At 64.6% G+C, this 13,962-nt stretch carries 14 protein-coding genes and 1 riboswitch; of the genes, 12 read left to right on the top strand and 2 right to left on the bottom strand.

From position 1 onward, the window contains the following. From ACNFG0_RS22200 to ACNFG0_RS22160, 9 genes are all read left to right on the top strand, one after another. On the top strand, nucleotides 1-1,162 hold a 1,162-nt coding region (locus ACNFG0_RS22200), incomplete at its 5' end, for an aldehyde dehydrogenase family protein (RefSeq protein ID WP_416766431.1). Nucleotides 1,163-1,356: 194 nt separating this feature from the next. Next, nucleotides 1,357-2,805: an ethanolamine permease gene (eat, locus tag ACNFG0_RS22195; protein ID WP_196146189.1), complete on the top strand. Its 1,449-nt coding sequence runs from the start codon at nucleotides 1,357-1,359 to the stop codon at nucleotides 2,803-2,805. Between the two features lie 48 nt (nucleotides 2,806-2,853). After that, a complete protein-coding gene (locus ACNFG0_RS22190) occupies nucleotides 2,854-4,248 on the top strand; it encodes an ethanolamine ammonia-lyase subunit EutB (RefSeq protein ID WP_196146188.1) in 1,395 nt (464 codons plus the stop codon). 8 nt (nucleotides 4,249-4,256) lie between these two features. Next, complete coding sequence (gene eutC, locus ACNFG0_RS22185; protein ID WP_416766428.1) at nucleotides 4,257-5,075, top strand: ethanolamine ammonia-lyase subunit EutC; 819 nt, start codon at nucleotides 4,257-4,259, stop codon at nucleotides 5,073-5,075. 107 nt (nucleotides 5,076-5,182) lie between these two features. Then, complete coding sequence (locus ACNFG0_RS22180; protein WP_196146186.1) at nucleotides 5,183-5,641, top strand: GNAT family N-acetyltransferase; 459 nt, start codon at nucleotides 5,183-5,185, stop codon at nucleotides 5,639-5,641. A 325-nt stretch (nucleotides 5,642-5,966) separates the two neighbouring features. Next, complete coding sequence (locus ACNFG0_RS22175) at nucleotides 5,967-6,614, top strand: DedA family protein (protein WP_196146185.1); 648 nt, start codon at nucleotides 5,967-5,969, stop codon at nucleotides 6,612-6,614. Nucleotides 6,615-6,620: 6 nt separating this feature from the next. Then, on the top strand, nucleotides 6,621-7,436 hold the full coding sequence (locus tag ACNFG0_RS22170) for a zinc-dependent peptidase (RefSeq protein WP_416766426.1): 816 nt from the start codon (nucleotides 6,621-6,623) through the stop codon (nucleotides 7,434-7,436). A gap of 92 nt (nucleotides 7,437-7,528) precedes the next feature. Then, nucleotides 7,529-8,056: an inorganic diphosphatase gene (gene ppa, locus ACNFG0_RS22165; RefSeq protein ID WP_084857414.1), complete on the top strand. Its 528-nt coding sequence runs from the start codon at nucleotides 7,529-7,531 to the stop codon at nucleotides 8,054-8,056. A 266-nt stretch (nucleotides 8,057-8,322) separates the two neighbouring features. Then, a complete protein-coding gene (locus tag ACNFG0_RS22160; RefSeq protein WP_196156723.1) occupies nucleotides 8,323-9,000 on the top strand; it encodes a transcriptional regulator in 678 nt (225 codons plus the stop codon). A 239-nt stretch (nucleotides 9,001-9,239) separates the two neighbouring features. Here ACNFG0_RS22160 and ACNFG0_RS22155 read toward each other — a convergent pair whose 3' ends face one another. After that, a complete protein-coding gene (locus tag ACNFG0_RS22155; RefSeq protein WP_416766423.1) occupies nucleotides 9,240-10,139 on the bottom strand; it encodes a LysR substrate-binding domain-containing protein in 900 nt (299 codons plus the stop codon). 113 nt (nucleotides 10,140-10,252) lie between these two features. Between ACNFG0_RS22155 and ACNFG0_RS22150 the strand changes: the two genes are divergently transcribed. Beyond that, a complete protein-coding gene (locus tag ACNFG0_RS22150) occupies nucleotides 10,253-10,675 on the top strand; it encodes a VOC family protein (RefSeq protein ID WP_196145440.1) in 423 nt (140 codons plus the stop codon). Between the two features lie 12 nt (nucleotides 10,676-10,687). Beyond that, on the top strand, nucleotides 10,688-11,281 hold the full coding sequence (locus ACNFG0_RS22145; protein WP_196145439.1) for a glutathione S-transferase family protein: 594 nt from the start codon (nucleotides 10,688-10,690) through the stop codon (nucleotides 11,279-11,281). A 151-nt stretch (nucleotides 11,282-11,432) separates the two neighbouring features. On the opposite strand, the gene ACNFG0_RS22140 is transcribed toward ACNFG0_RS22145, so the two are convergent. Continuing rightward, the gene (locus ACNFG0_RS22140; protein WP_416766420.1) at nucleotides 11,433-12,638 is read right to left on the bottom strand and encodes an RtcB family protein; all 1,206 of its coding nucleotides are present in this window, start codon (nucleotides 12,636-12,638) and stop codon (nucleotides 11,433-11,435) included. Nucleotides 12,639-12,732: 94 nt separating this feature from the next. Then, nucleotides 12,733-12,874: riboswitch (FMN riboswitch) on the top strand. A gap of 79 nt (nucleotides 12,875-12,953) precedes the next feature. On the opposite strand from ACNFG0_RS22140, the gene ribB reads away from it, so the two are divergent. Further along, nucleotides 12,954-13,601 carry a 3,4-dihydroxy-2-butanone-4-phosphate synthase gene (gene ribB / locus ACNFG0_RS22135; RefSeq protein ID WP_416766418.1) on the top strand — a complete coding sequence of 216 codons (648 nt, stop codon included), beginning with the start codon at nucleotides 12,954-12,956 and terminating at the stop codon, nucleotides 13,599-13,601. Nucleotides 13,602-13,962 lie beyond the last annotated feature (361 nt).

The following is a 13,962-nucleotide window of genomic DNA, read 5'->3' as shown; positions in this document are numbered from 1 at the left end:
GGCCGTGGACCACTTCCGCTATTTCGCCGGCTGCATCCGCGCCCAGGAAGGCGGCGCCGCCGAGATCAACGAAAGCACCGTGGCCTACCACATCCACGAGCCGCTGGGCGTGGTCGGGCAGATCATCCCGTGGAACTTCCCGCTGCTGATGGCCGCCTGGAAGCTGGCCCCGGCCCTGGCCGCCGGCAACTGCGTGGTGCTCAAGCCCGCAGAGCAGACCCCGCTGGGCATCACCGTGCTGCTCGAGCTGATCGGCGACCTGCTGCCCAAGGGCGTGCTCAACGTGGTGCAAGGCTTCGGTCGTGAGGCCGGCGAGGCCCTGGCCACCAGCAAGCGCATCGCCAAAATTGCCTTCACCGGCTCCACCCCGGTGGGCTCGCACATCATGAAATGCGCGGCCGAGAACATCATCCCGTCCACCGTGGAGCTGGGCGGCAAGTCGCCGAACGTGTACTTCGAGGACATCATGAAGGCCGAGCCGGCCTTCATCGACAAGGCCGCCGAGGGCATGGTGCTGGCCTTCTTCAACCAGGGCGAGGTGTGCACCTGCCCATCGCGGGCGCTGGTGCAGGAGTCGATCTACGACGAATTCATGCAGGTGGTGATGAAGAAGGTCCTGCAGATCAAGCGTGGCGACCCGCTGGACACCGACACCATGGTCGGCGCCCAGGCCTCGCAGCAGCAGTTCGAGAAGATCCTCTCCTACCTGGAGATCGCCCAGAAGGAAGGCGCCGAGCTGCTGACCGGCGGCAAGGTGGAAAAACTCGAAGGCAGCCTGGCCACCGGCTATTACATCCAGCCGACCCTGCTCAAGGGCAACAACCGCATGCGCGTGTTCCAGGAAGAGATCTTCGGCCCGGTGGTCAGCGTCACCACCTTCAAGGACGAAGCCGAGGCCCTGGCCATCGCCAACGACACCGAGTTCGGCCTCGGCGCGGGCGTATGGACCCGCGACATCAACCGCGCCTACCGCATGGGGCGCGGCATCAAGGCCGGCCGCGTGTGGACCAACTGCTACCACCTGTACCCGGCCCATGCCGCGTTCGGTGGCTACAAGAAGTCCGGCGTGGGCCGTGAAACCCACAAGATGATGCTCGACCACTACCAGCAGACCAAGAACCTGCTGGTGAGCTACGACATCAATCCGTTGGGCTTCTTCTAAACGGGCCATTGGGGCTGCTTTGCGGCCCTTTCGCGGCACAAGGCCGCTCCTACAAGTTCAGCGTCCCCCTGTAGGAGCGGCCTTGTGCCGCGAAAGAGCCGCGCAGCGGCTCCAACCCATCTGGCCCATTTCATGCAAAACCGATCACCACAGACCGCCCCTGCCGGTCATCAAGAAGAAAAAAGGTGAACACCATGCCAAGCGATCATTCCGGCAGCGCGCCGGCGAGCTCCTCCGTTGACTTCGAAAAAGTCGACGCGGACTATTTCCAACACCGACAACTGAAGAAAGGCGCCGCCGGCTGGGTCCTGCTGGTGGGCCTGGGCGTGGCCTACGTCATCTCCGGCGACTACGCCGGCTGGAACTTCGGCCTGGCCCAAGGCGGCTGGGGCGGCATGTTCCTGGCCACCCTGCTGATGGCCACCATGTACCTGTGCATGTGCTTCTCGTTGGCCGAACTGTCGTCGATGATCCCGACCGCCGGCGGTGGCTACGGCTTCGCCCGTAGTGCCTTCGGGCCCTGGGGCGGATTCCTCACTGGCACGGCGATCCTCATCGAGTACGCCATCGCACCCGCAGCCATTGCCACCTTCATCGGCGCCTATTGCCAATCGTTGTTCGGCATCGGCGGCTGGATGATCTACCTGGCCTTCTACATCGTATTCATCGGCATCCACATCTTCGGCGTCGGTGAAGCCCTCAAGCTGATGTTCATCATCACCGCCATCGCCGCGATCGCCCTGGCAGTGTTCCTGGTGGCCATGGTGCCCCATTTCGATGCAGCCAACCTGTTCGACATCGCCCAGACCGATGCCGCCGGCGCCAGCAGCTTCCTGCCGTTCGGCTATGTCGGTATCTGGGCGGCGATCCCCTACGCCATCTGGTTCTTCCTGGCCGTCGAAGGTGTGCCCCTGGCCGCCGAGGAAACCAAGAACCCACGCCGCGACCTGCCGCGCGGCCTGATCGGCGCCATGCTGGTACTGGTGGCCTTCGCCCTGCTGATCCTGGTGGTCGGCCCTGGCGGCGCGGGCTCCGAAGCTCTCAAGGCCTCGGGCAATCCGCTGGTCGAGGCACTGGCCAAGGCCTACGGCGGTTCCACCTGGATGGGCAGCTTCGTCAACCTGGTGGGCCTGGCCGGCCTGATCGCCAGCTTCTTCTCGATCATCTACGCCTATTCACGGCAGATCTTCGCGCTGTCCCGTGCCGGCTACCTGCCGCGCAAGCTCTCGGAAACCAACAAGAGCAAGGCTCCCGTGCTGGCCCTGGTGATCCCTGGAATCATTGGCTTCGCCCTGTCGCTGACCGGCCAGGGCGACCTGCTGATCCTGGTCGCCGTGTTCGGTGCGACCCTCTCCTACGTGCTGATGATGGCCGCGCACATCACCCTGCGCATCCGTCGCCCCAAGATGGAACGCCCCTACCGTACGCCGGGCGGCATCTTCACCTCGGGCCTGGCCCTGGTGCTGGCTTGCGTGGCCGTGGTCGCAGGCTTCCTGGTCGACCCCCGCGTGGTGATTGGCGCTGCGGTGATCTATGGGGTATTAATTGCCTACTTTGCTTTCTACAGCCGTCATCACCTGGTGGCGGGGACGCCGGAAGAGGAATTCGCCGCGATCCAGAAGGCCGAAGAGGCCCTGCACTGATCGCCGACTTACGCCGCGGGCAGACCCGCGGCGCTCTGGAGATTCTGTATGGCAAGTTTCGTACACACGGTGGGCAACCAGGTCTACCGCTTCGACAGCCTCAAGGACGTGATGGCCAAAGCCAGCCCGGCACGTTCGGGCGACTTTCTGGCCGGTGTCGCGGCCAGCAACGACGGCGAGCGGGTCGCCGCGCAGATGGCGCTGGCCGATATCCCGCTCAAGCACTTCCTGAGCGAAGCGCTGATCCCCTACGAAAGCGATGAAGTCACCCGGCTGATCATCGATACCCACGACGCCCAGGCATTCGCCCCGGTCAGCCACCTGACCGTCGGCGGGCTGCGCGACTGGCTGCTGAGCGAACAGGCCAACGAGGACAGCCTGCGCGCCCTGGCCAAGGGCCTGACCCCGGAAATGGCCGCGGCGGTGTCGAAGATCATGCGCGTCCAGGACCTGGTGCTGGCGGCGCAGAAGATCCGCGTGGTCACCCAGTTCCGTGGCACCATGGGCCTGCGCGGACGCCTGTCGACCCGCCTGCAGCCCAACCACCCCACCGACGAGCCGGCCGGCATCGCCGCCAGCATTCTCGACGGCCTGCTCTACGGCAACGGCGACGCCATGATCGGCATCAACCCGGCCACCGATAGCATCGCCTCGATCTGTGCCCTGCTGGAAATGCTCGACGCCATCATCCAGCGCTACCAGATCCCCACCCAGGCCTGCGTGCTCACCCACGTCACCACCTCCATCGAAGCGATCAACCGCGGCGTGCCGCTGGACCTGGTGTTCCAGTCCATCGCCGGAACCGAGGCGGCCAACGCCGGCTTCGGCATCAATCTCAATGTGCTCCAGGAAGGCTACGAGGCAGGCCTCTCGCTCAAGCGCGGCACCGTCGGCCAGAACCTCATGTACTTCGAGACCGGCCAGGGCAGTGCGCTGTCGGCCAATGCCCACCATGGCGTCGACCAACAGACTTGCGAAACCCGCGCCTATGCCGTGGCCCGGCATTTCAACCCGTTCCTGGTCAACACCGTGGTCGGTTTCATCGGCCCGGAGTACCTGTACAACGGCAAGCAGATCATCCGCGCGGGCCTCGAGGACCATTTCTGCGGCAAGCTGCTGGGCGTGCCCATGGGCTGCGACATCTGCTACACCAACCATGCCGAGGCCGACCAGGACGACATGGACACCCTGCTGACTTTGCTGGGCGTGGCCGGGATCAACTTCATCATGGGCATTCCGGGCTCGGACGACATCATGCTCAATTACCAGACCACCTCGTTCCACGACGCGCTCTATGCACGTCAGACCCTGGGCCTCAAGCCCGGGCCGGAATTCGAGGCGTGGCTCGAACGCACCGGCATCTTCACCCAGGCCGATGGCCGGGTACGCTTCGGCGACAATCTGCCGCCAGCCTTCCGCCAGGCCCTGGCGCAGCTTGCATAGGGATGACCATGGACCGACCTACCACCACGCCTGAGAACCCTTGGCTGGCCCTGCGCAACCTGACCCCGGCGCGCATCGCCCTGGGACGCACCGGCATCAGCCTGCCGACCGGCGCCCAGCTGGACTTCCAGTTCGCCCACGCCCAGGCCCGCGATGCCGTGCACCTGCCGTTCGACCATGCCGGCCTGCGCCAGCAACTGGCTGACCGTGGCCGCGAAAGCCTGCTGCTGCACAGCGCCGCCAGCGATCGCAACCAATACCTGCAACGCCCCGACTTGGGCCGGCGCCTGGACGACGCATCGGCCCAGCGCCTGCGCGAGCATGCCCAGGCCAACCCGGGCGGCGTCGATGTGGCGATCGTGGTCGCCGATGGCCTGTCGGCCCTGGCCGTGCACCGCCATACCCTGCCCTTCCTGGCCCGTTTCGAGGAGCAGGCCGCCGCCGACGGCTGGACCAGCGCACCGGTGGTACTGGTGGAACAAGGCCGCGTGGCGGTGGGTGACGAGGTGGGCGAACTGCTCGGCGCACGCATGACCGTGATGTTGATTGGCGAGCGCCCGGGCCTGAGCTCACCCGACAGCCTGGGCCTGTACTTCACCTACGGCCCCAAGGTCGGCCTGACCGACGCCTACCGCAACTGCATCTCCAACGTGCGCCTGGAGGGCCTGAGCTACGGCATGGCCGCCCACCGCCTGCTGTACCTGATGCGTGAGGCCTGCCGTCGGCAGCTTTCCGGGGTGAACCTCAAGGATGAAGCCGAGCTGCACAGCATCGAGACCGACGGCGCCCCCGGCAAAAGCGGCAATTTCCTGCTCGGGGAAGGGTAAGAAACCTGTAACACCCGGCGGATTGCGCTTTACGCAGGCTTTGGGGCAGCATGCAATCAACGCCGTGGCAATCCGCTGTATCCCCAAATGGACTCTGAGGGCCGCACATGCGCATCATCAAGGCAACCCTGGAACACCTCGACCTGCTGACGCCCTTGTTCGTGAAATATCGCGAGTTCTATGGGCAACTGCCTTACCCGGACAGCTCGCGCAGCTTCCTGGAAAAACGCCTCAAGCGCGATGAGTCAGTGATCTACCTGGCCCTGCCGGACGACGATGACAGCCGCATCCTTGGCTTCTGCCAGCTCTACCCGAGCTTCTCATCGCTGTCGCTCAAGCGCGTGTGGATCCTCAACGACATCTATGTGGCCGAAGACTCCCGGCGCATGCTGGTGGCCGATCACCTGATGCGCGAAGCCAAGAAGATGGCCAAGGCCACCAATGCCGTGCGCATGCGCGTCTCCACCAGTAGCGACAACGACGTGGCGCGCAAGACCTACGAGTCGATCGGCTTTCGCAAGGACACCGAGTTCGAGAACTACATACTGCCGATCACCCAGGACTGACACGCCTGTAGGAGCGGCCTTGTGCCGCGATCGGGCGCGAAGCGGCCGTAGATTCTGCCATCTCGTTTTGCCAGGTACTCCGCGATTGCCGATTTTGCGGCCGCTTCGCGCCCGATCGCGGCGCAAGGCCGCTCCTACACGAACAGGGTGTGCCACGCCGAAACCCGCCGCTACAAACTCCCCGGGCACATTCCTGACATCGCCGTATAATGCCCCCTCCTGTCATGTGTGAAAATTTACCCACCCGCAGGTAATCAAACCTACGCCCTTGGCACAGTCCGTCATCGTGCGCCCGTAGTCGCGGGTCAGAACACAGGTGTTGTACATGGAATTCAACCCGCTGGACCTTATCCTGCATCTCGATGCCTACCTCGATCTGCTGGTCACCAACTATGGCCCTTGGATCTACGCGATCCTCTTCGCAGTGATCTTCTGCGAGACTGGCTTGGTGGTCATGCCCTTCCTGCCCGGCGACTCGCTGCTGTTCATCGCTGGCGCCGTGGCCGCAGGCGGCGGCATGGACCCGGTCCTGCTGGCTGGCCTGTTGATGGCCGCCGCGATCCTGGGCGACAGCACCAACTACGTCATCGGCCGCACCACCGGCGAGCGTCTGTTCCGCAACCCGAACTCGAAGATCTTCCGCCGCGACTACCTGCAGCGCACCCACGACTTCTACGAACGCCATGGCGGCAAGACCGTGACCATGGCGCGCTTCCTGCCGATCCTGCGCACCTTCGCACCGTTCGTCGCCGGCATCGCGCACATGCACTACCCGCGCTTCCTGGCCTTCAGCGTGGCCGGCTCGCTGTTGTGGGTGGGTGGCCTGGTGACCCTGGGCTACTTCTTCGGCAACGTGCCGTTCATCAAGCAGCACCTATCGCTGATGGTGGTCGGGATCATCATCCTGTCGCTGGTGCCGATGATCCTCGGCCTGCTGCGCAGCCGCCTGGGCCGCACGGCCAAGGCCCACTGAACGGCCATGTGGTCATTGCGCGCCTGGCGGCGCCGGCGCACCCTGGCCCGCTACCCGGTCGACCCACAGCTGTGGCAGGCCGTGCGCGAGCGCCTGCCGCTGCTCGACGGCATCAGTGACGAAGAAGACCGCAGGCTACGCGAAGCCTGCGTACTGTTCCTGCACGACAAGCACCTGACGGCCCTGGACGGCGTCGAGCTGGACGACGAACAGCGCCTGTTCCTCGCCGCCCAGGCCCAACTGCCGCTGCTGCATCTGGGCGACCTGGATTGGTACCAAGGCTTTCACGAAATCATCCTCTACCCCGACGACTTCCTCAGCCCCCAGCGCCATCGCGACGCCAGCGGCGTGGAGCACACCTGGGACGCCGAGCACAGCGGCGAGGCCTGGCAACAGGGCCCGGTGATCCTGGCCTGGCCCGGGGTACTGGCCAGCGGCGGCTGGGAGGCCTACAACCTGGTGATCCATGAGCTGGCCCACAAGCTCGACATGCTCAACGGCGACGCCAACGGCCTGCCGCCGCTGCACAACGGCATGTCTGTGCAAGCCTGGGCCGATGCCATGCAGCAGGCCTTCGATGACATGAACCGGCAACTGGATGCCGACCCCGACACCGAGACGGCCATCGACCCCTACGCCGCGGAAAACCCCGCGGAGTTCTTCGCCGTCACCAGCGAGTACTTCTTCAGCGCCCCCGACCTGCTGCAGCAGGCTTATCCACAGGTGTACCAGCAACTTTCGCTGTTCTACCGGCAAGACCCGCTGGCGCGCCTGGAGCAGTTGCAGGCCGAGCACCCGCTATACCGCGAAACCCACGCCTGACGGGCCCGCACATCCGGCCGGGCGTGGCATGCCCGGTAGGAATGTGCCTATAATCGCCGCCACTTTTTGGTCAAACACGGGAGCACTGCCCAATGAGCTACAGCAAGATTCCGGCGGGCAAGGACCTGCCGAACGACATCTACGTCGCCATCGAGATCCCGGCCAACCACGCGCCGATCAAATACGAGATCGACAAGGACAGCGACGCCCTGTTCGTCGACCGTTTCATGGCCACCCCGATGTTCTATCCAGCCAACTACGGCTACATCCCGAACACCCTGGCCGACGACGGTGACCCGCTGGACGTGCTGGTCGTGACCCCTTACCCGGTCGCCCCAGGCTCGGTCATCCGCGCCCGTCCGGTCGGCATCCTGAACATGACCGACGACGGCGGCGGCGATGCCAAGGTCGTCGCAGTGCCTCACGACAAGCTGTCGCAGCTGTATGTCGACGTGAAGGAATACACCGACCTGCCGGCCCTGCTGATCCAGCAGATCGAACACTTCTTCGAGAACTACAAGGATCTCGAGAAGGGCAAGTGGGTCAAGATCGAAGGCTGGGAAGGCGCCGACGCCGCCCGCGCCGCGATCACCAAGTCGGTTGCCGCCTACAAAGGCTGATACCGAACTGAAGAAAAGCCCTGCTCCGGCAGGGTTTTTTTTGCCCGGAATTTGATCGGTGGGCATTTGCGCCCCATCGCCGGCAAGCCGGCTCCCACAAAAAAACGGAGCTACTGGTGGGAGCCGGCTTGCCGGCGATAGCGCGCTCAAACTCACTCATTCTTACAGCCCCCTAAGAAAGATCCTTCTTTACACACACCTTCCTACAAAACCCATAAACAACGCGTTCATTTCAAGGCACGAGCCGTCTCGCTAGACTCGGCCATATGACTACCTCCGGTGACCGCCTAAGAGCCCTCCTCCTGGAGTGCCACCTGACCCCTTCCGATTTCGCTGCCCAGCGTGGCGTAACGCCCCAGCACGTGAACAACTGGTTTACCCGCGGCGTCCCCCTGGCACGGCTGGATGAAATCGCCGATTTGTTCTGCGTACAGCGGCGCTGGCTGCTCAGCGGCGAAGGTCCGAAACACCCCACCCCGCCTCCGCGCCATTGCGCCTCGCGTGACGATGTGACCCGCCCATCCATCCGCGAAGGGCGCCTGCTGCGTATCCCGTACCATGCATTGCAGGACGGCCGACTCCAGCCTGACGAGAGCCGGTACTTGCCGTTCTCCGAACAGGCACTGCAAACCTTGGGCGTCAATTTGGAACATGCCGCTTGCATTTCCATGCCGCCATCGGGTGCCCCTTCGCCCATTCCCAGGGATGCAATCCTGGTCATCGACCGCAGCTTGACCTGGGTCGTCGAGGATGAAACCTACGTGTTGCTTCACAACGGCCGCTTGCGCGTCGACCGCCTGACCCACGATCGCCAGGGCAACCTCTACCTGCATGGCCAAGGGCCTACCGAGCGCTATACCCCCAAGCAACGCCGAGCTCAGGGTATGCACATTCTCGGTTGGGTGTTCCATTGGTCGTGTGTCAGCGTGCGCCGGCCTGGCTGACATACCCTGTGCCATTTTTTGCTGGGCAACCCGCGCCGGCCCTAGTATGCTACGCGGCACATTTCGCCCCGGCCGGCTCAAGCCGCGATCCAGAGGGCCTGGCGACGCCTCACACAGCCGTCCGCCATCTTTTTCAGGCCCTAGTGGCCATACCGTTTAAGGCGGTTGCGGCTTACCAAAAATTAGCCAAGACCGTCCCCGAGAAGCCGGCCACAAGCCGGCTTTTTAATGCCTGCCTTTCACACTGCCGGATCGGGAATCACCGCACTCAGCCGCGGCGAAGCCCAGTCGATGAACTGCCGCACCCGCGCCGAAAGCAGCCGCGAATGCGGGTACACCATCTGAATCGGCAGGTCGGCCAGCTCGTACGCCTGCAGCACCCGCACCAGCCGACCCTCGGCCAGCTCGCTGGCCACCTGATAGTGCAGCAGCTGACCAATACCGACACCCTGCTGGCAAGCCAGGCTGGCTACCTGGATCTGGTTGGTGGTCATGCGCGCAGGAATGGACCGGGTCACGACAGCCCCTGGCTCCTGGAATTGCCACTGCCTGCCTTGGGGCGCGAAGCCGATGCAGGCATGTGCCAGCAGGTCCGACGGCTGCTGCGGCATACCATTGCGTTGCAGGTAGTCTGGGCTTGCGCAGCGCACCAGGCGGGTATGGCCCAGGGGCATTGCGATCAACGAAGAATCCGGTAGTTGCCCGATGCGAATGGCCAGCTCCACGCCTTCGTCAAGCAGGTCGACGAGACGGTCGAGCAAGGTCAGCTCTACCTGGATGGCTGGGTGCAGCGCCAGGAATTCGTTGACCAAAGGCGCGACGTAGCGGCGCCCGAACTCCACCGGCGCGGTGATGCGCAGCAGCCCGCCAGGGCTTTTGCGCCGAGCATCGAAGCCGTGTTCAACCTCGTCGAACTCGGCGAGTATGCGCCGGCTCCAGGCCAGGAATTCGGCACCCTCGTCGGTCAACGCCAGGTGCCGGGTATTGCGATTGAGCAGGCGCGTGCCCAGGTGCTTCTCCAGCGCCGCCAGGGTGCGCACCACCGAGGCGGTGGATTGCCCGGAGGCATTCGCCGCGGCGCTGAGGCTGCCGCTGTCGACAATACGCACCAGGGTGGCCATGGCTTTCAATCGGTCCATCGTCAGGTCTCGTCTGTGCAACAAATGCAATAGTGTTGTCAGCTTACAGGCATTGGTGAAACGCCCGTCAATGGCCACACTGGGCACCTCCGAACATGTGTGTGGTTTCCGTCATGAGTGCCAATGCCCCAAGCCCCTCGCCGATCCTCGCCTATGATCACATCGGCATCCGCGTCAGCGACCGCAGCCGCGCCGTGGCCTTCTACGAAGCGCTGGGGTTCGTCGAAAGCGCGCGGTTCAGCGACTTCGAAGCCAACGAGATGCTCACGCCCAGCGGCGTGCGCATCAACCTGATCTTCAACGGTGCCCGCCAGCCCCGCGCCCATAACGTGTTGCTGGATGCACCGATCAAGCTGCCCGGCATGACCCACCCGGCCTTCATCGTGGAAGACCTGGAGGCCCTGCAGGGCTGGTTGCACCAACAAGGCATCACCATCACCGAAGGGCCGCACCGCATCGGGCCGCGTCGCGTTGCATTGTTCATTCGCGACCCCGACGGCAACGTCCTGGAATTCAACCAGCTACTGGCTCAATAACAAGGAAACGTCATGAAGCTCTATGACCTGGAACTGTCCGGCAATTGCTACAAAGTCCGCCTGTTCGCCCATCTGGCGAACCTGGACCTGGAGATCATTCCCGTGGACTTTCTCGGCGGCGAACACAAGCGCGCGCCGCTGATCGAGCTCAACCCGTGGGGCGAGCTGCCGATCCTGGTGGATGGCCAGCGGGTACTGCGCGATTCCCAGGCGATCCTGGTGTACCTGGCCGGCACCTATGGCGGGGCGGCCTGGTGGCCGGTGGAGCCGCACCTGCAGGCCGAAGTCATGCAGTGGCTTTCCACCGCGGCCAACGAGATCCAGAACGGCCCTGCCGCCGCACGCCTTGTGGATAAGTTCGGCTATGCCATCGACAAGGCCGACACCCTGAAGAGAGCGGCGCGCATCCTGCCCTTGCTGGACGCGCACCTGGCCAAGCACGAGTGGCTGGCGCTGTCGCGGCCGACCATTGCCGATTGCGCGGTATTCCCCTATGTCGCGCTGGCTCCTGAAGGCGGTGTCGACCTGGTGCCCTACCCCCATATCACCCGTTGGATGGACCGGATCCAGCAGTTGCCCGGCTTCGTGCCGATGCCGGGCATCTGACCACACGCCCCTCTTTCTGTGGGAGCGGCGGTCAGACTTGCCCCGGGCTGTAAGGCAATGGCTTCGCCCTTGATCGCGGGACAAGCCCGCTCCCACAGACACAGCACTAGCCAATTGTCCAGTGCGCTATCTCCTAAAGGCCCCTGCTTTTTCAGCCCTTGACGCACACCACCTGGCGCAAGGTGTGCACCACTTCCACCAGCTCGCGCTGGGCCTGCATCACCGCGTCGATGTCCTTGTAGGCCATGGGGATCTCGTCGATCACGTCCTTGTCCTTGCGGCACTCCACATGGGCGGTGGCGCGCCGTTGGTCCTCGAGGGTGAAGCGGCTCTTGGCCTTGGTCCGGCTCATCACCCTGCCGGCGCCATGGCTGCAGGAGCAAAACGACTCCTCGTTACCCAGCCCACGCACGATGAAGCTCCTGGCCCCCATGGAGCCCGGAATGATGCCCAGTTGCCCCTTCTGCGCGGACACCGCGCCCTTGCGGGTCACCAGCACTTCGCGACCGAAATGCCGCTCGCGCTGCACATAGTTATGGTGGCAGTTGACTGCTTCGAGGTCCGCCTCGAAAGACCGGCCCAGGGCTTTGCGCACAGCGCCGACCACCGCCTGCATCATCAGCTCGCGGTTATGCCGGGCGAAATCCTGGGCCCACTCCACCGCCTCGGTGTAATCGGCGAAATGCCGGCTGCCTTCCTCGAAATAGGCCAGGTCCTTGTCCGGCAGATTGGCCAGGTGCTGGCGCATGTCGGCCTGGGCCAGCTCGATGAACAGGTTACCGATGGCATTGCCCACCCCGCGCGAACCGCTGTGCAGCATGAACCACACACGCTCGGCTTCATCCAGGCAGACCTCGATGAAGTGGTTGCCACCGCCAAGCGTTCCTAGGTGATGGCGGTTGTTGGTCTTTTCCAGACGCGGATATTTGTCGGTGATCGCCTTGAAGCGCGCGGCCAGGCTACGCCACACCTGGTCGGCCTGCTTCGGTACCTGGTCCCAGGCACCCTGGTCGCGGCGGCCGAAGGTCTTGCCGTGAGGCACGGCCTGCTCGATGGCGCTGCGCAGGCCGTGCAGGTTGTCCGGCAGGTCGCGGGCATGCAGCGAGGTGCGCGCGGCGATCATGCCGCAGCCGATGTCCACGCCCACTGCGGCCGGGATGATCGCGCCCACGGTAGGAATTACGCTGCCGATGGTCGATCCCTTGCCCAGGTGCACGTCCGGCATCACCGCCAGGTGCTTGAAGATGAATGGCATGCGTGCGGTGTTCAGCAATTGCCGGCGGGCATCGTCTTCCACGGGTACGCCGTCGGTCCACAACTTGACCGGCTTGCCACCGGCGACTTCGAGAATGTCCATGGTGTCGTTTCCGGAAAAAGGCGTTGGTGACCATCATACCGCCGAAGGTCGTAGGCCGGCCTTGCCCGCAGGGTGGCACAGTGCTGTATGCTTGCCGGGTCTTCAGGGCGGGGTGAAAGTCCCCACCGGCGGTAAATCGAAAGATGAGCCCGCGAGCGCCCCGGCCATGCCGGGGGTCAGCAGACCTGGTGAGATTCCAGGGCCGACGGTCATAGTCCGGATGAAAGAAGGCGTCAGGCGGGGGCCATCCGGTGCTCCTGCGCGCGCGTTTTGTTCGCCCCGAGACGTTCATCGATCAATCACGAGGAGCGTTTCATGTCCACCATGCACCACCCGAAATTCCCCAACGTCGCTGCTGCCATCGCCGCCTTCCAGGCCGGGCGCCCCGTGCTGCTGCTAGACGATGACGACCGCGAGGACGAAGCGGACATCATCGCCGCCGCCGAGAACATCTCGCTGCAGACCATGGCCATGATGATCCGCGATTGCAGCGGTATCGTCTGCTTGTGTCTGGACGAGGCTACCGTCGACGACCTGCAACTGGCTCCCATGGTGCAGAACAACCAGGCCCGCCATGGCACCGGCTTCACCGTCAGCATCGAGGCGGCCGAGGGCGTCACCACTGGCGTGTCCGCCCAGGACCGCATCACCACCATCGAGGCGGCCCTGCGCTCGACCGCCGAGCAGCGCCATATCGTCAGCCCCGGACATGTGTTCCCGCTGCGGGCGCGTAACGGCGGGGTGCTGGCCCGTCGGGGCCATACCGAAGGGTCGGTTGACCTGGCGCGCCTGGCGGGCCTACGGCCGGCGGCGGTGCTGTGCGAGTTGATGAACCCCGACGGCAGCATGGCCCGCGGCGAGGAGGTGGCGGTGTATGCGCGGCAATACAACCTGCCGGTGCTGACCATCGAGGAACTGGCGCAGTATCGCCAGGCGCTGGCGCTGGAAACGGCGACCGCCTGACGGGCCTTGGGGCTGCCGTCGCAGCCCTTTCGCGGCACGAGGCCGCTCCTACACATCGGGAATGGCTCCGCTCTATAGGAGCGGCCTTGCGCCACGAAAGGCCGCGCAGCGGCCCAATCGCCGGCAAGCCGGCTCCCACCGAGCCTGCGCTGACGGCGTACCTGTAGGAGCGGCCTTGCGCCGCGAAGGGGCCGCGCAGCGGCCCAATCGCCGGCAAGCCGGCTCCCACCGACCCTGCGCTAACGGCGCACCTGTAGGAGCGGCCTTGCGCCGCGAAAGGCCGCGCAGCGGCCCAATCGCCGGCAAGCCGGCTCCCACCGCCCCTGCGCTGACGGCGTACCTGTAGGAGCGGCCTTGCGCC

The organism is Pseudomonas sp. NY15372, assembly GCF_048068215.1.
Classification (GTDB): Bacteria; Pseudomonadota; Gammaproteobacteria; order Pseudomonadales; family Pseudomonadaceae; genus Aquipseudomonas; species Aquipseudomonas guariconensis_A.
This window is presented reverse-complemented; position numbering and strand designations above follow the sequence as displayed.